Annotated in this window: 21 protein-coding genes; 12 read left to right on the plus strand and 9 right to left on the minus strand. The window is 48.3% G+C overall.

Annotation, left to right across the window (positions count from 1 at the left end; translation table 11 throughout):
• The first annotated feature begins 102 nt into the window (after nt 1-102).
• Together ACXAGC_RS17795 and ACXAGC_RS17800 are read left to right on the plus strand one after the other, a co-directional pair.
• Entirely contained in the window at nt 103-978 is an 876-nt protein-coding gene (locus ACXAGC_RS17795) for a 6-carboxytetrahydropterin synthase (protein WP_474845913.1), read from the plus strand.
• Between the two features lie 29 nt (nt 979-1,007).
• Nucleotides 1,008-1,811, plus strand: coding sequence for a M23 family metallopeptidase (locus ACXAGC_RS17800; RefSeq protein WP_474845985.1), 804 nt, complete (start codon nt 1,008-1,010; stop codon nt 1,809-1,811).
• Between the two features lie 58 nt (nt 1,812-1,869).
• Here the strand turns inward: ACXAGC_RS17800 and ACXAGC_RS17805 are convergent, their stop codons facing one another.
• The gene (locus tag ACXAGC_RS17805; protein ID WP_474845915.1) at nt 1,870-3,645 is read right to left on the minus strand and encodes a M61 family metallopeptidase; all 1,776 of its coding nucleotides are present in this window, start codon (nt 3,643-3,645) and stop codon (nt 1,870-1,872) included.
• 117 nt (nt 3,646-3,762) lie between these two features.
• On the opposite strand from ACXAGC_RS17805, the gene ACXAGC_RS17810 reads away from it, so the two are divergent.
• The 4 genes from ACXAGC_RS17810 to ACXAGC_RS17825 all read left to right on the plus strand — a co-directional run bounded on the left by ACXAGC_RS17810 (nt 3,763) and on the right by ACXAGC_RS17825 (nt 6,969).
• Nucleotides 3,763-4,440 carry a flagellar brake protein gene (locus ACXAGC_RS17810; protein ID WP_474845917.1) on the plus strand — a complete coding sequence of 226 codons (678 nt, stop codon included), beginning with the start codon at nt 3,763-3,765 and terminating at the stop codon, nt 4,438-4,440.
• A gap of 59 nt (nt 4,441-4,499) precedes the next feature.
• Nucleotides 4,500-4,961, plus strand: a complete 462-nt coding sequence (locus ACXAGC_RS17815) for an Mpo1 family 2-hydroxy fatty acid dioxygenase (protein WP_303574166.1) — start codon at nt 4,500-4,502, stop codon at nt 4,959-4,961.
• A gap of 105 nt (nt 4,962-5,066) precedes the next feature.
• Nucleotides 5,067-6,131, plus strand: a complete 1,065-nt coding sequence (locus ACXAGC_RS17820; protein ID WP_119501297.1) for a sensor histidine kinase — start codon at nt 5,067-5,069, stop codon at nt 6,129-6,131.
• Nucleotides 6,132-6,141: 10 nt separating this feature from the next.
• Nucleotides 6,142-6,969 carry a LytR/AlgR family response regulator transcription factor gene (locus ACXAGC_RS17825; protein ID WP_119501298.1) on the plus strand — a complete coding sequence of 276 codons (828 nt, stop codon included), beginning with the start codon at nt 6,142-6,144 and terminating at the stop codon, nt 6,967-6,969.
• Nucleotides 6,970-7,019: 50 nt separating this feature from the next.
• On the opposite strand, the gene ACXAGC_RS17830 is transcribed toward ACXAGC_RS17825, so the two are convergent.
• Entirely contained in the window at nt 7,020-8,021 is a 1,002-nt protein-coding gene (locus tag ACXAGC_RS17830; protein ID WP_474845920.1) for a 6-phosphofructokinase, read from the minus strand.
• A gap of 212 nt (nt 8,022-8,233) precedes the next feature.
• On the opposite strand from ACXAGC_RS17830, the gene ACXAGC_RS17835 reads away from it, so the two are divergent.
• A complete protein-coding gene (locus tag ACXAGC_RS17835; RefSeq protein WP_474845922.1) occupies nt 8,234-9,079 on the plus strand; it encodes a DUF6279 family lipoprotein in 846 nt (281 codons plus the stop codon).
• Between the two features lie 4 nt (nt 9,080-9,083).
• Nucleotides 9,084-10,037, plus strand: a complete 954-nt coding sequence (locus ACXAGC_RS17840; RefSeq protein ID WP_474845924.1) for a DMT family transporter — start codon at nt 9,084-9,086, stop codon at nt 10,035-10,037.
• Here ACXAGC_RS17840 and ACXAGC_RS17845 read toward each other — a convergent pair.
• On the minus strand, nt 10,011-11,651 hold the full coding sequence (locus ACXAGC_RS17845; RefSeq protein WP_474845926.1) for a response regulator: 1,641 nt from the start codon (nt 11,649-11,651) through the stop codon (nt 10,011-10,013). The two genes, ACXAGC_RS17840 and ACXAGC_RS17845, sit on opposite strands and share 27 nt — an antisense overlap.
• Nucleotides 11,652-11,772: 121 nt before the next feature.
• Here ACXAGC_RS17845 and ACXAGC_RS17850 point away from each other — a divergent pair, with 121 nt between their 5' ends.
• The 3 genes from ACXAGC_RS17850 (at nt 11,773) to ACXAGC_RS17860 (ending at nt 13,698) form a co-directional block, all read left to right on the plus strand.
• A complete protein-coding gene (locus ACXAGC_RS17850) occupies nt 11,773-12,279 on the plus strand; it encodes a VC2046/SO_2500 family protein (RefSeq protein WP_474845928.1) in 507 nt (168 codons plus the stop codon).
• Nucleotides 12,280-12,397: 118 nt separating this feature from the next.
• The gene (gene trhO, locus ACXAGC_RS17855; RefSeq protein ID WP_303574160.1) at nt 12,398-13,396 is read left to right on the plus strand and encodes an oxygen-dependent tRNA uridine(34) hydroxylase TrhO; all 999 of its coding nucleotides are present in this window, start codon (nt 12,398-12,400) and stop codon (nt 13,394-13,396) included.
• Nucleotides 13,397-13,455: 59 nt separating this feature from the next.
• On the plus strand, nt 13,456-13,698 hold the full coding sequence (locus tag ACXAGC_RS17860; protein ID WP_119501305.1) for an EF-hand domain-containing protein: 243 nt from the start codon (nt 13,456-13,458) through the stop codon (nt 13,696-13,698).
• Nucleotides 13,699-13,747: 49 nt separating this feature from the next.
• Here ACXAGC_RS17860 and ACXAGC_RS17865 read toward each other — a convergent pair whose 3' ends face one another.
• The 3 genes from ACXAGC_RS17865 to ACXAGC_RS17875 all read right to left on the minus strand — a co-directional run bounded on the left by ACXAGC_RS17865 (nt 13,748) and on the right by ACXAGC_RS17875 (nt 16,571).
• Complete coding sequence (locus ACXAGC_RS17865) at nt 13,748-15,082, minus strand: DEAD/DEAH box helicase (RefSeq protein WP_474845987.1); 1,335 nt, start codon at nt 15,080-15,082, stop codon at nt 13,748-13,750.
• Between the two features lie 122 nt (nt 15,083-15,204).
• Nucleotides 15,205-15,861, minus strand: coding sequence for a CoA transferase subunit B (locus ACXAGC_RS17870; protein WP_119501306.1), 657 nt, complete (start codon nt 15,859-15,861; stop codon nt 15,205-15,207).
• Between the two features lie 2 nt (nt 15,862-15,863).
• Complete coding sequence (locus ACXAGC_RS17875) at nt 15,864-16,571, minus strand: CoA transferase subunit A (RefSeq protein WP_119501307.1); 708 nt, start codon at nt 16,569-16,571, stop codon at nt 15,864-15,866.
• Between the two features lie 104 nt (nt 16,572-16,675).
• On the opposite strand from ACXAGC_RS17875, the gene ACXAGC_RS17880 reads away from it, so the two are divergent.
• A complete protein-coding gene (locus ACXAGC_RS17880; protein WP_474845931.1) occupies nt 16,676-17,581 on the plus strand; it encodes a LysR family transcriptional regulator in 906 nt (301 codons plus the stop codon).
• A gap of 13 nt (nt 17,582-17,594) precedes the next feature.
• On the opposite strand, the gene ACXAGC_RS17885 is transcribed toward ACXAGC_RS17880, so the two are convergent.
• The 3 genes from ACXAGC_RS17885 to ACXAGC_RS17895 form a co-directional block, all read right to left on the minus strand.
• The gene (locus ACXAGC_RS17885) at nt 17,595-18,017 is read right to left on the minus strand and encodes a DUF4124 domain-containing protein (RefSeq protein WP_474845933.1); all 423 of its coding nucleotides are present in this window, start codon (nt 18,015-18,017) and stop codon (nt 17,595-17,597) included.
• A gap of 24 nt (nt 18,018-18,041) precedes the next feature.
• Nucleotides 18,042-18,806, minus strand: coding sequence for a hypothetical protein (locus ACXAGC_RS17890; RefSeq protein WP_119501310.1), 765 nt, complete (start codon nt 18,804-18,806; stop codon nt 18,042-18,044).
• A 78-nt stretch (nt 18,807-18,884) separates the two neighbouring features.
• Nucleotides 18,885-19,583 carry a sensor histidine kinase gene (locus tag ACXAGC_RS17895; protein ID WP_474845936.1) on the minus strand — a complete coding sequence of 233 codons (699 nt, stop codon included), beginning with the start codon at nt 19,581-19,583 and terminating at the stop codon, nt 18,885-18,887.
• Nucleotides 19,584-19,805: the final 222 nt, after the last annotated feature.

A 19,805-nucleotide genomic window follows, 5' to 3' on the forward strand; every position in this document is an offset into this window, starting at 1 on the left:
GAAATGCGGGCCAACGTTCGTAAGCAGGCAGGTGAAACCTGCCTGCTTTGTTTAATTTATCGTATAATGCCGGCAGTTTAAGTTCCGGCAACAAGGTTTTACATGCAATTATTTGTCAACGACCTCACCGTCATGGATTTTTCTTACCTGTGCCCTGAGCGGGGAATGGTGGGAGAAAGCTGGATCGTGGATGTGATCCTGTCCGGCGATCTTAACGATGAGAGTATGATTCAGGATTTCGGTAAGGTGAAAAAAAACCTGAAGCGACTGATTGATGATTATGTCGACCATAAATTGCTGGTACCTGCTGACTACGCCAACGTGGCGATTGTGCATGAAGACAACAGCGAACATGTGGATGTACGGTTTACCTGCAACGACGGCAGGGTGATTCAGCTATATTGTCCGGCAGAGGCCTACGCATTCATCTACGGTGAAACGGTTACTAAGGACTCCACCGGCAGCTACCTTCGCGAAGTGATTGCTACTCATCTGCCGGAAAACGTAGATAACCTTGAGCTGATTCTGCGCACCGAAGTGATTACCACGCCGTTCTATCACTACACCCATGGCCTGAAAAAACACGATGGCAATTGCCAGCGTATTGCCCATGGCCACCGTTCTAAAATCGACGTGTTTGTAAACGGTGAAAATAGCCTTGAGAGTCAGCAATACTGGGCTTCACGCTGGGAAGATATTTATATTGCCTCGGAAGAAGACAGTCTGGCTTTTTCAGCACGTCAGGCCTCGGGTACTGTGCCGGCAGACAGAGAGTACTGCTGTTTTGCCTATGAATCATCGCAAGGCTACTTTGAAATATTGTTGCCTGAATCAGATTGTGAAGTCATAACTACTGATTCCACCGTGGAATGTCTGGCTCAGTTTATTTTTGATGAAGAAAAAGCCCGCCAGAATGGTGGCTCTGTGAAAGTGCTGGCTTATGAAGGCGTAGGAAAAGGAGCACTGGTGTGCGATTGATCCCGCTGGCTCTCATTGCGCTGATTTCACTGTCTGTTTTTTCCTTGCAACAAAGCCTTGCTGCCAGTGAAGCCCCTGAAGCCGGTGCGCTGGTTCTGAATGGTAAATTTACGCAGGGCAGTCTGTTTCGTGGACAGTTGCCGCCCGGAAGTCAGGTTACATTGAATGGCGAAGCACTCAAGCTCAATGCGCAGGGCAAATTTGTATTTGGTTTCGCCCGTGAATCAGCACTTAATCATACTTTATCCTGGACGCTTCCTGACGGCACAACAGGTTCAAGAGACATTGAACTGGAAAAGCGGCAGTACAACATTCAGCGTATTGACGGTTTGAAGTCTTCCATGGTTTCGCCGCCGGAAGAAACACTTAAACGTATTCGAAGAGACAGTACTGTAGTAGCTAATGCCCGCGGGAATATTTCTGATCTGGATGCTGTATTTACCGGTTTTATCTGGCCGGCAGAAGGCCCGGTAACCGGCGTATACGGTAGCCAGCGGGTGCTTAACGGTATTCCTAAAGCGCCGCATTATGGTGTTGACGTTGGTGCTCCAACCGGTACGCCTGTTGTCGCCCCCGCAGCGGGTGTGGTGAAATTATCAGATGACTTGTATTACAGCGGTAATACGGTGATCCTCGATCACGGTATGGGTGTGTTCTCTACCTTTCTGCATCTTGATTCTTCGAAGGTGAAAGCCGGGGATGTGGTCGCGCAGGGCGACGCTATCGGCACCATCGGTGCGACCGGCAGAGCAACAGGCCCCCATCTTGACTGGCGGCTTAACCTGGGTAAAACCAGGCTGGATCCAGCGTTACTGGTACCGGCCCGCCAGTAATAACCAATTTTCAGTTAACCCTGTAAAAGCAATCAGCCCCTGTACGGGGCTGAATCATTTATGCTGTAGCCAGCCATGCAGCCAGCTTTTCCTTATCTTCAATGGTGAAGTAACAGGCTTCCTGCCGCTCTTCAAGCACAGGCAGGGATAACGTCAGCAAACGCCCATCACGCAGTACTGTCAGCGGCAACGCAGATTCACCGGTTTGATTCAGTAAACGCTGCAGCAGAATGTCATTCACTACGTAGCCATCCAGTGCAATGATCCTGTCGTTGACCTGTAGTCCTGCCCGGCAAGCTGCGCCGTCTTCAAATACAACCTGAACCGTTACGCCGGTTTCTGCATTTTTAATGGCAGCCCCTAAATGATGCTTCTGGTAAGCCGGTAAGGGCGGTACACCACCACGGTCAGATGCTGAGTTTTTCGGCCTTGTATGCAGCGTTACGCCAATATCAGCCAGCCACTGATTCAGGGGCACGTCTTCTTTGCCGTAAACAACAGCCCGAAGATACTCTGATACATCAATATTGAAAGTTTCACGGCAAACGGTCTCAATCACATCATCAGGGGTGCCGGTTTCCTCTGCACCAAATTGCTGCCACAGTGCCTGCATTAAACTGTCCAGCGACACGTTACCCTGCGACTTTCTGCGTAACAGCAAATCGAGTCCAAAGGCAATGATGCCGCCCTTTACATAGTAACTCACAATATTGTTGGGAGCTGATGCATCCTGTTTGTAGAACTTGGTCCATGCATCAAAGCTGGACTCTGCCACTGACTGTTTGAAACGTCCCGCTGTCACCTGTAAACGGGTGAGGTTCTGGCCAACAATTTCCAGATATTTTTCAGGGCTGATGAGGCCCGTTCTCGCCAGCGTCACATCGTCATAAAAACTGGTAAAGCCCTCATAAATCCAAAGCTGGGGGGTATAGACTTCTGCACTTAAATCCGGTTTCAGGAAAACGGAAGGACGCAGGCGCTTAACATGCCAGGTGTGAAACAATTCATGACAGCAGAGGCTCAGAAAGGTGACGTACTGATCAGTTTTGCCGCCGCCTTCACGTTCCAGCGGTAAGTCAAACCGTGGGTAGAGCAGGGCCGTAGAACTGCGGTGCTCAAGGCCGCCAAAGCCACTGTCGCTCAGCAACGTCATGAACACATAGCGGTCCACGGGCGCGGGCTGACCGAATAAATTAAGGTGATGCTCACAAACCGGCACCATGTCTTCGCATATTCTTTTCGTGTTTACCGGCGTTTTGCCACTAAAAAGGAACACAAATTCCACGCCCTGAACCGTTACACTGTCGAGCACACACTCACCCATGAATACAGGGTGATCGATGAGCTCCGCGTAATCTTCGCAGATAAAATGTGTACCGTTTGTGTCATCAGGCTGCATACTGGTTTCTACATGCCAGTGGCTTAAGGATTCAGGTAAAGATACCGTCACTTCACAGGACGCTGCGGGGAGGTCGTTGACCTGCAAGAAGACACTGGTGCCGTTGATAAAGCCGTATTCGTCGTTCAGATAAGCTGCACGTACGGAGAGATCAAAGGCATAAACGGTGTATTCCACAGTGACTGGCTGTTTACCCGCTTTAATTTGCCAGGTCTGTTTATCTGTTTTAATAACAGGTAAAACATTTCCTGCGTTGTCTGTCGCTGTCAGTGTGATGATGTGTCTGGCGAAATCCCGCACCATATAGCTGCCGGGGATCCACGCCGGTAAGCTCAACGTCAGTATATCAGTGTCGCAGGCGGGAATTGTGAGGGTTACTGCGAAAAGATGTTGAGAGCGGGAGCGGACGGAAAAATCGTATCGCAAAGAAGTCATGTAAATATCCGTGAAAAGTCATGCAGAGTGCTATCATGCATCACACCGGACTTTTTGTCAGCATCAGCGAAAAGGGAGTATGATAATGTCACTGACTGAAAAGGAGTACAGCCTGCTGTGAGTAAAGCCGAAACCACCTCTTTAAGTAAAGATGACATGACTGCATTGAAAAGCCTGGCGCCCGGCACCGTTGTCGATTTACAGATAGAGACACCCACTGCACCGCAACGCCTTAAAACGCACTATGTGGGTATGGATATTCCTAACGCATTTATTTTCCAGGTACCAAATACCCATAAATGGGCCAACATCCGTGATTATCTTGTTGCCGGCAATGAAGTGGTCGTAAGGTTTGTGATCGAAGGTGGGCTGGGGCAGGTTATTGCCTTCAAAACTACAATCTTAAAGTGCTTCAGCAAACCGGTGAGTATTCTTATCACCGGGTTTCCGTCTAAGCTGCAAACCATGGGGCTACGCAGCGACCGGCGTTCCCAGCCGGGCATTCCTGTCAGTGTCTATTTGGATCAGGAAGAGCAGGAAAGAGTCCGGGGCCTGATCATTGATGTATCGAAAACAGGCTGCAAACTGGCCATAAAAACGGGTTCAGATGACAGTAAGCTTGAAGTTAACAAAAAAATAACATTGGGCTGTAAATTGGATGGTGAAACCATTAGGATAGACAGCAACGTGCGGAACGTTGCCGAAGTAAAAGGATACTATTATTACGGTATTCAGTTTACCAATGAGCAAAAGGCGGTCGAAACCTTAATTGAACGCTATATTCTGGCTCTATAGCAGAAAAAGCTCAGGCTTTCCGTTACCGCCGGCGGATCCATTTACGGAGCGTTATTGATATGCGACAAATTGACAAGTTGTTATTGCAATACTCGGAAAGCCACCAGAATAAAACGAATGTGTTAATCCACGCCGTTGCGGTGCCGTCTATTTACCTCGTTACCCTGGGTTTAATATGGAGTATTCCGCTCCCCGGCTTTCTGCAGCAAACCGATCTCACCTGGGCCCACCTGCTGGTGCTGCCGGTCCTGTACTACTATTTCCGCCTGTCCGGTCCGGTAGGCGCGGCTATGACGCTACTGACAATTATCAGTTTCGGTGTCATCAATCTGATTGATGGCAGTCCTGTGGCTGTGTGGGAATTTTGTCTTATCTTGTTTGTAGTCATGTGGATCCTGCAGTTTGCCGGTCACAAAATCGAAGGCCGGAAGCCGTCGTTTTTCGATGATATCCGTTTTTTACTCATTGGCCCGGCCTGGTGGTGGACTCACTGGTTTAAGCGCTTAAATATAAGTTATTAAGTAAAATCCACTGCGACAAGGTGCCGGGGAAGCACGACCAAGATTGCCATGAACCCGTTTAATATGCGTATAATTGAAATTACTATTTGATTTTACGGTAATAAAGTGAGTCGTTGGCAACAGTTATTCGAAAGTAACGAACGCTTATTCTGGACCTTGCACAGCGTGGGCTGGGCGGGTTTTGCGTTAATTTATTATATTGGTTCGTTTCTTCATGATGTCCGGCCTATCTGGGTCTTTATCATTTTGCTCAATGCTTATGCCGGCTGGTTACTGACCATTCCGTTACGGTATGTGTTTCGTTGGGCCAGAAAACTGTCTCCTTTGAAAATGATCACTACCGTCATTCTTGCCTGTTATGTGGTGGCGCTGGTATGGGCAGTAGTAAAGAACGTCAACTACTGGGAAATCTATAAGCACGGCTACCGGCCTGATGCCTGGTATCTGTACTTTACCAATACGATCAATTCTCTGATCATGGTGGGCTGCTGGACGGGTACCTATTTTGGTATCAAGAACTTCCAGATGCTGCAAAAAGAAAAGCAGAATGCATTAAAAGCCAGTACCATGGCGCATCAGGCGCACATTAAAATGTTGCGCTATCAGCTTAACCCTCACTTCCTGTTTAATACACTGAACGCCATTTCCACGCTGATCCTGCTGAAAGAAAATGACATTGCAGAAGCCATGGTGTCACGGTTATCGGACTTTTTACGCTATTCTCTGGATAATGATCCCATTAAGCGGGTTACTTTGGGTGAAGAAATCAAAGTACTGCGTTTGTACCTTGAAATAGAAAAAGTACGATTTGATGACAGATTAGATGTAGTATGGGATATTGAACCTGATTGTGAGTCTGCCCTGGTGCCGGGGATGATTTTGCAACCGCTTATTGAAAATGCAATTAAACACGCCATATCCACTATGGAGAACGGCGGTCAAATTTCTATTTCTGCACGTACCTTTGGTAACGACCTGTTAATGGATGTCGCTGATAACGGGCCCGGTGCGGAAATAAAGGATGGTCAGCTGCATCGTGAAAACGGTGTGGGGTTAGTGAATATAAAGGAACGTCTGCAGTCTTTATATCAGCGTAATTTTGCTTTTTCGGTTGAACATAATCAGCCGTCAGGCATACGTGTGAGACTGCGGATCCCTTACGAAGTATAAGACGTAAAGCATGAGTGATCGTAAAATAAAAACTGTCGTGGTAGACGACGAGCCGTTGGCAAGGAAAGGGTTACGCACACGTCTGGAACGTCACGCTGATGTAGAAGTGGTGGCGGAATGCCAGAATGGTCTGGATGCGGTAAGCGTAATTTCTAAAAACCGGCCTGATCTGGTTTTTCTGGATATCCAGATGCCGGGTCTGAACGGATTTCAGGTTATTCACAAACTCCGTGAACTGAACCAGCCAATTCCCATGATTGTATTTGTCACCGCTTATGACAGCTATGCCATTAAAGCGTTTGATATTCATGCAGTTGATTATTTGCTGAAACCGGCTGACGATGCCAGATTGTCAGATGCGCTGGTGAAAGTCAGAGAATATTTCACTACCCGCGATCAGGATGAGCAGTCCCGCAAGCTGGTAAATCTGGTGGCTGAGCTTACCGGTGATGATACCAACGAAATTCTCCGTAAACTTGCCAGCGGCGAGTCTATCGACACCAATCCTTATCCGGAAGTACTGGCCATTAAAGACGGCTCTGAAGTGACCCGTGTTGCCGTGCAAGACATCCAGTGGATTGACGCTGCCGGTGACTACATGTGTGTTCATGCGCTGGATGGTATGCATATCATGCGTAAAACCATGAAGGAACTGGAACAGGAACTGAATCCTCAGTGGTTCGTGAGAGTTCACCGTTCTGCCATTGCCAATATCCGCTTCGTCAAGAAGTTGGTGAGTCATATCAGTGGCGAATATCACCTTATTCTGCAGAATGACACCGAGCTGAAAGTCAGCCGCAGTCACCGCGATAAAGTCAAAGCCGCGATGAAGATGTAGAAAAACGGAGCATTATGCTCCGTTTTTTAATTTATCCGCCCGGTAACAGGTTACGCATAACGGTTGTTCATAAGCAGTGTCATGGTATCAACTGACAGGTCATCCAGCGGTTTACGTTGCTTCCAGGTGTCTTCCAGCGGTACCTGAACCGGTTTACTATGTTGTTCTCCAATCATCACGCCGGTTACAGCACTGCCCGTCAAAGTTGCCGCATAGGCACCCAGTTTAAGTGCCAGCAACCTGTCCTGAGAGACCGGCGAGCCGCCCCGCTGCACGTGCCCGAGAATAACAGGACGCACTTCTGTTTCAGTAAGCGATTTCTCCAGTCGTGAAGCTAAATCAGCAATCCCGCCGGGCCAGAGGTTTTCCGCCAGCACGATGATGTAACTCACGTTACCGCGCTGTTCCCGGCGTTCATTGAGCTGAGTCAGGATGTCTTTTAATGTCTTTTCTTCGCTTTCAAACAGTTCCGGCAAAATGACATAGTCTGACGCTGAAGCAATTGCGCCGTTCAGACCGAGGAAACCGGCATGTCTGCCCATCACTTCTACCAGAAAAACACGCTCAAATGCATCAGCAGTATCCCGTACTTTATCCACGGACTGGACAGCGGTTTCAATTGCGGTGAAATAGCCGATAGTGGCGTCTGTGCCGTTAATGTCGTTATCAATGGTACCCGGTAAACCAATGATCTGACCCTGCCAGAATTTTCCGAGATGGGCTGCGCCGCGAAAAGAGCCGTCTCCCCCAATCACAAAGAGGGTATCTATACCGAGCGCTGTAAGATTGGCAGCAGCAAGCTTACCGGATTCATCAGTCTTGAAAGGCTTGCAGCGGGCACTGTGTAAAATCGTGCCCCCGCGCTGGGCGAGGTTATGTACCTGGCGACTGTCCAGCGTCATATATTCCTGTGACAGCAAACCGTTATAACCATGTAAATAACCGACGATGTCATGGCCGGCCCGTTCACAAACCAGCACGATGGCACGGATACAGGCATTCATGCCGGGAGCATCTCCTCCCGAGGTGAGTATGGCTACTTTACTGTTCACGTTCCGTCCTTATTGAATCAGAGCCGGCAAAGTATGCCAGCGGGTTGAACTGCAAGTGTTGATACGAATCATATAAGCCACAGAGAGACAGAATTGTTACTAAAAATTAAATAGTATTTACTGTGATTTTCAGGGCTTTATAGTGATAGCACATCACCGTGAAGCATAGAGGTGAGCGTATCATTGTTCAATGGTTTCAGGCAGGAACAGTCATGAAAAAATGGGTAACAGTTATATTTGTCTTATTGCTGGGCGGATGCAGCAGTAAACTGGCATACAACAATCTGGACTGGCTGGTTTACTGGTACATGGATGATTACATCGAGCTGAATAATCGCCAGGAAGCCATGTTCGATAAGCAGCTCGACAAGTGGATTGACTGGCATCGCAGCAGAGAATTGCCCGCCTACATCAATCATCTCAAACTGGTGAAAGAGGATTTGGCAGAGAACCGGCTGACAGAACAGCGCCTGTTGTCTCATTACACCAAAGCCACGGAGCACTGGCAGCGTTTGCGGGAGGAAATCACTCCGCCTCTGGCATCAATGGCGGGCGAGCTGTCAGACGAGCAGGTGATCAGACTGTTTGCTGCACTGGAAAAGGACAACAAGGAAACAGAGGAAAAGATAGAAGAAACCAATGAGTGGTCAGAAACGGAACGCATGGAAGACCGTGTAGAAAGCCTGGAAGAGGATATGGAAGAAAGGATCGGCCGGCTGACAGAGGAACAAAAACAGTTAATTCAGGATATGGCGCCCGGCTTCATGCCGTCACGGGAATTGTGGCTGGCATACCGTCGTGATTTGCAGCAGCGGGCGAGGGTGTTATTCGCCGGCCGTAAGAGTAATCCTGATTTTATTGAGCAACTGACTGCACTGATGCTCAATCCTGAACAGTACCGGTCTGAAGCATTTCTTCAAGTCTGGCGAAACAATCGACAGCAACATGCCAGACTGGCGTCATCTGTCGCAAGTTCTCTGACAGCGAAACAAAAAAGCAAGCTGGAGGATGAGATCAACGATATGATTGCCAGCCTCGAAGATTTGCTGGACGAATAACTGCTTGGAATCCCAACTCAGACCGGTCTACGGTTTTTTACTTTCACTGCTGACCGCTTTTTTGTGGGGCGTGCTGCCGGTAGCGTTAACCCTTTGCCTTAAGGTAATGGACAGCCCGACAATTACTTTTTATCGCTTCCTGACGGCAGGGCTGGTGGTATTTTTTATTCTAAAAATACGTCGCAGCCTGCCTGTCGCTGCATCGCTGACCCGTAATGGCTGGCTGCTGGCGGCCCTTGCTACGGTGATGCTGGTAACCAATTATGTCACCAACGTTATGGGATTAAATTACCTCAGTGCGTCCAGTGCCCAGGTGCTCATGCAAATCGCGCCATTTGTGCTGATGACCGGCGGGGTGTTGTTGTATAAAGAGTCATTCACCAAAGTGCAGTTTGCCGGTGCGGGCCTTTTGATCCTCGGGCTGGGATTGTTTTTCAATCAGCGGTTGCCTCAGATATTTGCCTCAGAAACAGAAAGCATTGCCGGCCTGTTCATCATCGCCGGTTCAGCTGTCGCATGGGCTATTTATGCACTGGCGCAAAAACCATTGTTACGCACTTTATCAGCAAGACAACTCACACTCATCATGTATGCCGCAGGTGGCATGTTACTTATTCCGCTAAGTACCCCGACAGAGCTGATGTCCATGGACGGATTGCAAATGGCAGCACTGGTGTTTTGCTGCCTGAATACACTGGTTGCCTATGGTGCTTTCACCGAGGCGATGCGTGTCTGGTATGCGTCGAAGGTATCCGCCGTGCTGGCAGTACAACCCGTGTTTACTTTTATCAGTATGACGTTAGCTGAGAAAATTATGCCAGATACCTTCCATCAGCCGGAACTGGACACGGTTGCTTATGGCGGGGCATTGCTTGTGGTCACCGGCTCGATGATGGCCGCGCTGGGAAGGAAAAAACCTGTTAAAGTGTTATCAGGCAGCCTTTCCGGTAAGTCCTGATAATTCTGCTCTCAGTTCCTCAAACTTTTGCAGGAACTGAGGTTTCATGAACATACCATCCAGCAGTTTCAGCAGCCGCTTGCTGTCTGTTAATAAAGCCGGCTGCTCTTTAGTATCGGTGTTCAGCAGTTTAATCACGCATTGCAGCAGGTTGAGGGCAACCCCGGTATTCACCGGCGCAAACTGCAGGGCTTTGGTGAAAGACGTGCGTGCCGCTTTAAAATCGCCCTGCTGATAATGTTCAATGCCTTCTTTGTTATGCATAGAGTAAAGCTGTTGTTTTTCAGCAGCCTTTTGCTTGTCGGTATCCAGCATCTGTTTTACAGAATCGTGCAGGTTACCTGAGCGAATTACATTCACCAGAGCGTCTGCTTCATCATATTCGCCGATGGCATACATCACTTTTAAACTGTCCGGCGCATAGGTTTGCGGATAAGACTCGTATTTGTGTTGTATCGCTTCCTGGCCACTGTTCAACGCCCGCTTAGCTTCAATGAGCTTTCCTTCAATACTGTGAAGCCGGGCTGTGAATATTTGTTCATAGATCACGAAATCGAATTCGTCGTTATTACGGCTGAGGTAATCGTCAAATTTACCCCGCTGCACGGCAAGATGGGCTTCCTGCTGATAGCGGTTACGGGTTTTCTTATCTTCAGCGTTTTCCGCTACTTCCAGAATACTGCGAATGTAGCTGCACCAGATATCCGCATGCTCTTTTACCGTTTTTCGGGACAACAACCAGATTGCCTGCGCACTTTCACTGGCCAGCACAAAATCTTTGTGTTGACGGGCGATATGACAGGCAATGTGATGACGCTCTGTGCAGTAAGGGGAAATTTTGATGGCATGACGTATGGTTTCTGCAGCCCGCTCAGTGTCGTTATTGAGTAACTGGCATTCTGCCACCACGTCATAAGCTTCGGCACTGAAACGGTTACGTTGCAGAACGCTTTGTGCCATAGAAAGGGCCTTGTCCCGCTCATTCATTTTCAACCAGTTTTTAGCCAGTGCCAGTTGCAACCAGGGCACAGGTCTGTCTGTATCAAAATCGCTCAGTACGTTCAGAGCACCGGCGAAATCTTTCTGTTGCCAGCAAATGCCGGTGAGCAGTTGTGCAACCGAACCACGGTAAGGCCGGTTAGTAGCAAGTAATTTTTCCGCCTGCTTTCGGGCAAGGGCAGTATCGCCTTCATGAAGCGCATGATAAACGGGCAGCAGGGCCTGGCGTTTTTTCCAGGCCCGTTCAAGACGGGTTTTCAGCTGGTTTTGGGAAAAGGGTTTTATCAGGTAGTCGTCAGGTCCGCGATCAATAGAGCCCAGTACGAAGGGACGGGTGCTGTCAGCACTGATCAACATCACAATGGCTGAGGGTTTTGCCAGTTTCTGACTACGCAGCTCTTCGATAAATTCAAAACCGTTCTTTTTGTCAGAGCCCAGATGAAGGTCGCTGATGATGATATCAAACTTGCGTTTCCGGCACAGGGATAACGCCTGCTCTGCGGAGGATTTCGTGACAACTTCGGTTGCACCCATAGAATGCAGCAGACCACGCAAAACCAGCAGAAAAGGGCGCTGATCTTCTATAATCAGTACACGTTTATCTGCGTAATTCATCTACCTGTTACCCTGAAATCAGACTTTAGTATAATGATCGGACCATTACGCCTAAAGTTCAAGTATGTAAATTTGTACGGATCTGTCTTTAGTTATCCCGGTCAATGCCGATAAGCACAGTATGAGTACCCCTGATTTACCCTTTGACTCTGGCCGGCTACCGGCACTGATCCCTGATCGTGAATGGAACGGGGAGCTTGCCCGCGCGGCAGGTAAAGGCGCGCAGTTCTCCCTGTTCCTTGCCATGCATTGTCAGCCCGGTGCTGAGCACTTTTCACAGTTACCTGCAGAGGCAGGCGGGGTTACCGGCGATCCTCATTTTCCCGACCGTCTGAATCACTATAAACGGCCACCGCTTAAACCCTCTGATGCAGATTATCTGGCGCTCAATACTACGGCAAAGATGGCGAATTCCGGCTCAGCAGCGGCCTTTTCATTATGGCAGTCTATGCATCCTGATCCGTTAAGTGCCCATGACAACGCCACGCTCATTCCTCCCGAAATTAAGGAAAACTGCAGTCTGGCAACCCGTATGCGGTTGCAGCATATTTCCCGCGCGCCGGAACCTGTAGATGAAACTATGCTGGATGAGGTGATAAGTGGTTCTTCCTCATTGCTGACTGCCTGAAAAAACGCTTATTTTTTGTTAGATCCTGAGCTAATTTGGAAAATCGCAGACGTTCTGGTATATTTCGCGCCGCAATTTGCACTGGTCTTACGCTCCAATCAGCAAAGGTAAATATAAAATGACTCAATATATCGTTTGCGCGATGTACAAATTCGTTGCGCTTGAAAACTACGAAGCTATGCGCCAGCCGCTCCTCGAAAAGATGGAAGAGCAGGGTATCAAAGGCACATTATTGCTTGCCAGCGAAGGCATCAACGGCACAGTTTCCGGTCCCCGGGAAGGGATTGATAACTTACTCGCTTATCTGAACAGCGACCCGCGAATCAACCCTATCTCATACAAAGAATCCCTGCACGAAGAGCAGCCGTTCTACCGCACCAAGGTAAAACTGAAAAAAGAGATTGTGACAATGGGTGTGGAAGGTATTGATCCCCGCCATACGGTAGGTACATACGTTAAACCGAAAGACTGGAACGACCTTATCAGTGATCCTGACGTGCTGGTTATTGATACCCGCAACGATTACGAGATTGAAATCGGTACTTTCAAACATGCCGTCGATCCAAAAACAAAAACCTTCCGTGAATTTCCTGATTATGTGAAAGATAACATGGACCCGGAAAAGCATAAGAAGGTGGCCATGTTCTGTACTGGCGGTATCCGCTGTGAAAAGTCCACGGCTTACCTGAAAGAGCAGGGATTTGATGAGGTTTATCACCTGGAAGGCGGTATTCTGCAATATCTGGAAGATGTGCCTGCAGAAGAGTCTTTATGGGAAGGTGACTGCTTTGTATTTGATAACCGTGTTGCGGTAAATCATGATTTACAGAAAAGTCAGTACGATGCCTGTTATGCCTGTCGTTTGCCGATTACTGAAGAAGACAAACAGTCTGATAAGTACGAGCCGGGTGTGAGTTGCCCCCATTGTCACGGTACACACAGTGACGACCAGATTGCCCGCTTCCGCGAGCGTGAGAAACAGGTTCAGCTGGCTAAAGCACGCAGCGAAGAGCACGTGGGTTCTGATGCAAGACTGGCAATGGAAAAACGTCGTCAGGAAAAAGCAGAAGAGCAGCGTCAACGTGCGCTGGCAGCAAAACAGGCACAGGTTAAGTAGACAGCCGGGAAGTTGGGTTGTACACTTTGTTCATAAGTCGTAATTAATCAGGACATTAAGTGAGCACCCAACTTACAGAAGAAAAAATCGCAGAAATCAAAAGTGATTTCAGCTTCTTTGATAAAGACGGTAACGGTCAAATCGATCTGCCTGAATTTATTGAACTGCTGACCGTATTGTCGCCGAAAACGAAAATGAGCCATGTGGAAGAAGGGTTCAAAATTATTGACGACAATGATGACGGCTACATCGATTTTGAAGAGTTTCTTGCCTGGTGGCAGGAAGGCTGGTGGGAATATTAATCCTGCATAGTTTTAAAAAAAACGGGCTTATTCAGCCCGTTTTTTTGTGTCATTCTTCTTCGTCATCGTCGATGACATCATTGCGTTTTTTCTTCATCACCGGCATGTGACCGGCTTCATCGCCTTTCATGGTATTCACCCGCCTTTTCACCGGAGGCTTTTGACCGGCAGAGCCGGTTTTACTGCGATTGCGCTCATCCTGTCCTTTTGTATTCTTCGGCTTCATCTGCTTTTTACCGCTGAACTTCGCCGGTAACAGGGGATGCGTGGTGCAGTCAACATCATAGCTGACATGATCTTTAATTGTCAGGTAGCTTGCCCAGTCCCTCGGACCCACAAATGAAATGGCAACACCTTTGTCTCCGGCCCGGCCTGTACGGCCAATCCGGTGGATATATTCATCAGACTGTTTCGGCAGGTCAAAATTGACCACTAAGCCTACTTTGCGCAAATCCAGGCCCCGGGAAGCGAGATCCGTTGTAACCAGCACACTGTTCTGACCACGACTGAAATTACTCATGATGGCAGCCCGCTGGTTTTGCGGCAGGTCACCCCGTAAAGCAACAGCTTCAAGATGGTGCTCATTTAAAATGGCTGCAATGCGGTCTGTGTCTTCTCTGGTTGCTGTAAAGACTACCGCCTGATTGTAGTCCTGTTCTTTAAGTACCGTGAGCAGCAGGTTATCTTTGTGTCCCACGTCATCGGCAAAATACAAAGTCTGGTCGATATCCTGATGGACAGCAGTAGATTCACCAACGGCCACACGTACTGGGGCCTTTAATAAGTCGCGGGTCAAATGATTCAGGGCAATATTGTCCAGCGTGGCAGAAAACAACATTGTCTGACGCTTACGGTGATCCGCGAAGCGGTTGATCAGGTTAAGCTGATCCGCAAAGCCTAAATCCATCATACGGTCTGCTTCATCGAAAATAAGCAGTTCCAGCCCGTTAATAAAAAATGATTTGTCTTCCAGGTGATCGGCAATCCGGCCAGCGGTACCCACAATGACATGAGGGTTGCGGCGCAGCACTTTAGTTTGGTCGTTATAATTTTCACCACCAACAATCAGCGCGCTTTGCAGGCCGACGCCGTTGGCAAGGCTGCGTAATTCCGAGAACACTTGTTTGGCCAGCTCGCGGGTAGGGGCAAGAATAAGTGCGCGGGGATCCTGCTTGCTTAGTGCTTTGTTGGTCATTAACCGGTGAACAAGAGGGATCAGAAAAGCAAAGGTTTTACCGGATCCGGTTTTTGACGATGCCATGATGTCCTTGCCCTGCAGAGCCGGCAGAATAGTTTGTTCCTGCACTTCAGTGAGGCTTTCCAGGCCTTTTTCCTGCAAACGTTTGACAATTTTATGGTGAACCGGAAGATCGGCAATTAACAAGCTCAAGTGAATACCCCGTTTAAAACAATGGCGGTATTATCCACGAAAGGCTTTGTCAGATAAAGGCGGGAAGCAAAGTAAAAAGGTGCGGTAAGGCACCTCTTTACTTTATGTCAGGAAGATTAAAGTTGCATTTCCGGTACATCATCAGCGGCAATCAGTTTGCCGGCGGTCTTTTCACGGATTTCGTCCACGGAAACACCGGGCGCCCGTTCACACAGATGAAAAGCACCGTCTGCGACTTCAAGTACGGCCAGATCTGTGATGATTCGTGTAATGCAGTTCACGCCGGTAAGGGGCAGGGTGCAGGCCTCTAACAGTTTTGAATTACCGTGTTTGTCAGCGTGAGTCATGGTAACAATGATGTTCTTCGCACCGGCCACCAGGTCCATGGCACCACCCATGCCCTTAATGAGTTTGCCGGGAATCATCCAGCTGGCGATATTACCGTTTACATCGACCTCAAATGCGCCCAGCACAGTGAAATCAACGTGCCCGCCACGGATCATGGCGAAGCTGTCGGCGGAACTGAAAATAGAAGCGCCGGTAATAGCCGTCACAGTTTCTTTACCGGCGTTGATCATGTCTGCGTCAATTTCGTCTTCATCAGGATAGCGGCCCATGCCTAAAAGACCATTTTCTGATTGCAGCATAACCTCTATGCCTTCGGGTACATAGTTAGCGGCCAGAGTAGGAATACCGATACCGAGGTTTACGTAACTGCCGTCCTGAAATTCCTGCGCCACACGCATTGCGATTTGATCTCTGGTTAATGCCATAATTACGCCTCCTTCTTCGCGGTAACGCGACGCTCAATACGTTTTTCGAATGTACCTTTAATCACGCGGTCTACGAAAATACCCGGGGTGTGAATTTGAGAGGGCTCAAGTTCACCGGGCTCTACAATTTCTTCAACTTCAACCACAGTGATTTTACCTGCGGTGGCTGCCATGGGATTAAAGTTCTGCGCGGTGTGACGGTAAACGCAATTTCCGTAGCGGTCTGCTTTCCAGGCTTTGACAATAGCAAAGTCACCGGTAATCGATTCTTCAAGAATATAAGGCCGGCCGTTAAACTCTTTGACTTCTTTGCCTTCACCGACAGGTGTGCCGTAGCCTGTTGCCGTGTAGAACGCGGGAATACCGGCGCCTCCGGCACGGAGTTTTTCAGCCAGCGTACCTTGCGGGGTCAGTTCGACCTCAAGTTCGCCGTCGAGCAACTGTTTTTCAAACAGGGCATTTTCACCAACATAGGAAGACACCATTTTTTTGATCTGGCGGTCTTCAAGCAAAATACCGAGACCAAAGCCGTCGACACCGCAGTTATTTGATACCACAGTCAGGCCTTTAACACCTGCTGTTTTGATTTGTGCAATTAACCCTTCCGGAATACCACACAGTCCAAAGCCGCCGGCCACAACGGTCATGTTGTCAGACAGACCTTCCAGTGCTGCTTCATAACTGGTAACGACTTTATCGAAACCTGACATATGAATCTCCTGTTGATGAATAATGAATCAATTAAAGTATCCGTGACTGATAAAATTTTGTAAAATTGATTTTATATCAATATTAATAAAATATTTTTATCAATATGAGCATATCGTACCGTAACATGCTGGCGTTCATCCGTGTGGCCGAATCTTCCACTTTCGCTGAGGCAGCGGAAAAACTCCATCTGACGCAGCCTGCTTTGTCGTCTGCCATTAAAAAAATGGAAGAGCAGCTGGGCGGCAAACTGTTCAGCCGCAGTACCAGACGCGTCTCACTGACCCCTGAAGGGCAAACCCTGTTACCCAATGCGAAGCGTCTGGTAAATGAATGGGATGAAACTTTCCATGACATGCAAAACCTGTTTGCCATGCAGCAGGGTAAACTTACCATTGCTGCAATGCCGTCTTTTGCCGAGAGTAAACTTCCCGCGTTACTGAATGATTACCACCGCAAGTTTAATAATATCCGTCTCCGGGTGCTGGACGTGGTCATGGAAGCAACGATTGATAATGTTTTACAGGGTAACGCAGAAATTGGGTTTACTTTTGAGCCCGAAATAGCAGATGGTCTGATTTTTAAGCCTTTGTTTACCGATGAATTTATCGCAGTGATGTATCCGGGTCATCCTCTGGCAATGCAGGATGCCGTTCCCTGGCATGAATTGCTGTCCCATCCGTTTATCGCCATGAACCGGGGCTCTGCAGTGCGCCGCTGGACTGAGCAGGCGGCGCAGGGGCCCGGCCAGCTGAACATCATCGCGGAAACCGGTCAGCTTGGGTCAGTCGGTCAGTTTATCGCGCAGGGCATGGGCATTTCTGTGGTGCCGGCTATTTGCCGGCAACAAATGGAAAGTCGCGGGCTGGTGTGCTGTGCCATCAAAGATAATCCGCTTAAGAAACCCGTGGGTATGATCCGTAGTCAGCGGGGCGGTTTGTCGGTTGCGGCCGGCGAATTCTGGCAATTATGTGAGCGTGCCTATAGCCGGCCAGAGAATAACTTACTATGAAACATCGGGGTTATTAATCACATGTATTAAGTGTGGTGACAGCCAGTGAGTGATTTTCAGGAGGCGTATCTGACAGATGTACCATGCCGTTTTCGTCTTGCCAGCGATACAGTGTTTTGCCTCCTGTGATTTGGCCTGAGCCGGTGCTGCCACAGATTTTGCCCGCTTTGATTTTGGTTGCCTGGCGGTTGCTGTTCTCATCGTCAGCAGAACCTGTCAGTGAAGGTAATTCAATGGATGTTAATTCAGGCAAGTCCGGAAGTTCCGGTAGCGGGATGCCGGGCATGTTAAGTGACGGCATCGCATTGGTGATCTTTTGAATGGCCGGATTGTCTTGCTGTGTAAGCAGTTCCGTCATTGGTTCGCGGACAAGCCAGAGCACGATGCATGCGTTAATGATAAACGCACAGAGTACGAAAAATACCTTTTTCTTCATCAGCCCGGAACAGTTAGGTATTCACTACCATTTTTTCTTCGGTGCAAATAATTCATCAAGTTCGTCCCGCTCTGCTTCACGGCGACGCTCGCGGTCTTCAGCATTGGCGTTTTTAAGATCGTCCTGAATGGCTGTGAGCCATTCTTTCAGTGTGGCAGTGCGGGATAAGATGTATTCATCCGGCTGGCTTTGACTTTCCAGGGCCTTGATGGCTTTTTCAAAATACTGTCTTGCAGAGCCCAGCATATTGGATTGCATGGCACCACGACCGCGTTTGATTAAGGTTTCGATATTCACTTTTAGCTGCAAACGTTCCAGGCTTTTATCTTCTTCAGCAAAAATACGGCTCTCAATTTTGCCTTTGGAATGCTCAGAACGGAGCAAAATACGGAGTTTTTTCACTGCCTGAATATACTGAATAATCAGTTTGTCGTTATCCGGCAGGGAAAAGTCTGCCGTTGCAGGAGAGTCCAGCGACATAGCACTGTTTTTAGAATTCTCAGCGTCTGCTATACGCTGTTTAATATCAGGCGTGCCTGCACCGAGTTCTGCCATAGCTTTTAACGCATTGTGCACGCGGGCATGAAGGATCCCCATTAAACGCTGGGATACCGGCATGTTTGAGCAAGCCATGATCACATTTTCAGTTTCATCAATAATTTTACGGTGCTTGGATGCCTCATTACGGCGGTCGGCTTCCTGTTTAGCACGGTGTTGTTGAAACGCATTGATCATAATGGCAGCAATGACCAGTACAACAATGAGTATTATTATTATTGTGAAAAACATGAGTATATATCCATTAAAAATGTCTCAATTGCCTGCATCGCCGGGACTTCACTGATCAACGTCCTATCCAGTTAAAGTTTAAGGCAATTTTACTTCAAAAACACTACCACCCAGAGTACCACCGTTGTTTAGTGAAATCTCCCCGCAATGGTTGTTATTTACATGGGCATTGGCAATCAGCCGGGCGAAAAAGAGGCCCAACCCGGTCCGGCCCTGACTCAGATCGAATCCGGCGAGGTCGGCTGTGCTTTTTTCCAGCATGGAAGAGGGATAGCCGGGCCCGTCATCTTCTACCGTAATCACAAGCGCTTTGTCACGGACCGCCGCATTCAAAATAATTTGTGATGTGCCATAGCGCATAGCGTTAATCAATACGTCGTTGATTAACATGAATATGAGTTCGCGGTCGAGATACCAGCTGATGTCATTTTCCACGTTAATGGTAACAAGCAGATTTTTTTGTTCCATATAAATGCGGACGGAAGACATGACATCTTCAAACAAATCGTCGATAAAGCATTCATCAATGGTTACAGGCAACTGATTGAGTTCGGCGCGGTATAAGGACAGGATCTGCACAAGATTGGTATTGAGCCGAGTTGCCTCATAATGCACGCTGGCAACTTTCTCATTTGCCTGACTGTTTTCAGGAGGCAGGTTCTCCGCCAGCGATTCGATGGACTGGATAAGCAGGCACAGTGAATTTTTCATATCGTGTACGGCTGCTGCCAGTACGGACGAAAAATCGATGGTCTGTAACGGAGATTTTTCCGACATAAATCCTCTGAATGTGCGCGTCTTATGTTATGAAACAACGGTGTACAGCAATTGTAAAGGATGCTCAGGGCGCATTGAGTATAGCTTACTATTCGTTTATCGGTGATTTTCAGAGGAACTAAATACCTGAACACTAAGTGATTAACGATTATTTGCATTTATAGTACTTTCTTCGGTTATAACCAAATCGACTATAGCAATCGCATGCGGTTTTAGTTATAA

It is taken from the genome of Alteromonas sp. AWJ4_197 (genome assembly GCF_056160285.1).

Coding starts and splice junctions, on each gene's coding strand:
- ACXAGC_RS17795 (WP_474845913.1), top strand. CDS start 103: ATGCAATTATTTGTCAACGACCTCACCGTCATGGATTTTTCTTACCTG.
- ACXAGC_RS17805 (WP_474845915.1), bottom strand. CDS start 3,645: ATGACTTCTTTGCGATACGATTTTTCCGTCCGCTCCCGCTCTCAACAT.
- ACXAGC_RS17815 (WP_303574166.1), top strand. CDS start 4,500: ATGCGACAAATTGACAAGTTGTTATTGCAATACTCGGAAAGCCACCAG.
- ACXAGC_RS17825 (WP_119501298.1), top strand. CDS start 6,142: ATGAGTGATCGTAAAATAAAAACTGTCGTGGTAGACGACGAGCCGTTG.
- ACXAGC_RS17835 (WP_474845922.1), top strand. CDS start 8,234: ATGAAAAAATGGGTAACAGTTATATTTGTCTTATTGCTGGGCGGATGC.
- ACXAGC_RS17845 (WP_474845926.1), bottom strand. CDS start 11,651: ATGAATTACGCAGATAAACGTGTACTGATTATAGAAGATCAGCGCCCT.
- ACXAGC_RS17850 (WP_474845928.1), top strand. CDS start 11,773: ATGAGTACCCCTGATTTACCCTTTGACTCTGGCCGGCTACCGGCACTG.
- trhO (WP_303574160.1), top strand. CDS start 12,398: ATGACTCAATATATCGTTTGCGCGATGTACAAATTCGTTGCGCTTGAA.
- ACXAGC_RS17870 (WP_119501306.1), bottom strand. CDS start 15,861: ATGGCATTAACCAGAGATCAAATCGCAATGCGTGTGGCGCAGGAATTT.
- ACXAGC_RS17875 (WP_119501307.1), bottom strand. CDS start 16,571: ATGTCAGGTTTCGATAAAGTCGTTACCAGTTATGAAGCAGCACTGGAA.
- ACXAGC_RS17880 (WP_474845931.1), top strand. CDS start 16,676: ATGAGCATATCGTACCGTAACATGCTGGCGTTCATCCGTGTGGCCGAA.
- ACXAGC_RS17885 (WP_474845933.1), bottom strand. CDS start 18,017: ATGAAGAAAAAGGTATTTTTCGTACTCTGTGCGTTTATCATTAACGCA.
- ACXAGC_RS17890 (WP_119501310.1), bottom strand. CDS start 18,806: ATGTTTTTCACAATAATAATAATACTCATTGTTGTACTGGTCATTGCT.
- ACXAGC_RS17895 (WP_474845936.1), bottom strand. CDS start 19,583: ATGTCGGAAAAATCTCCGTTACAGACCATCGATTTTTCGTCCGTACTG.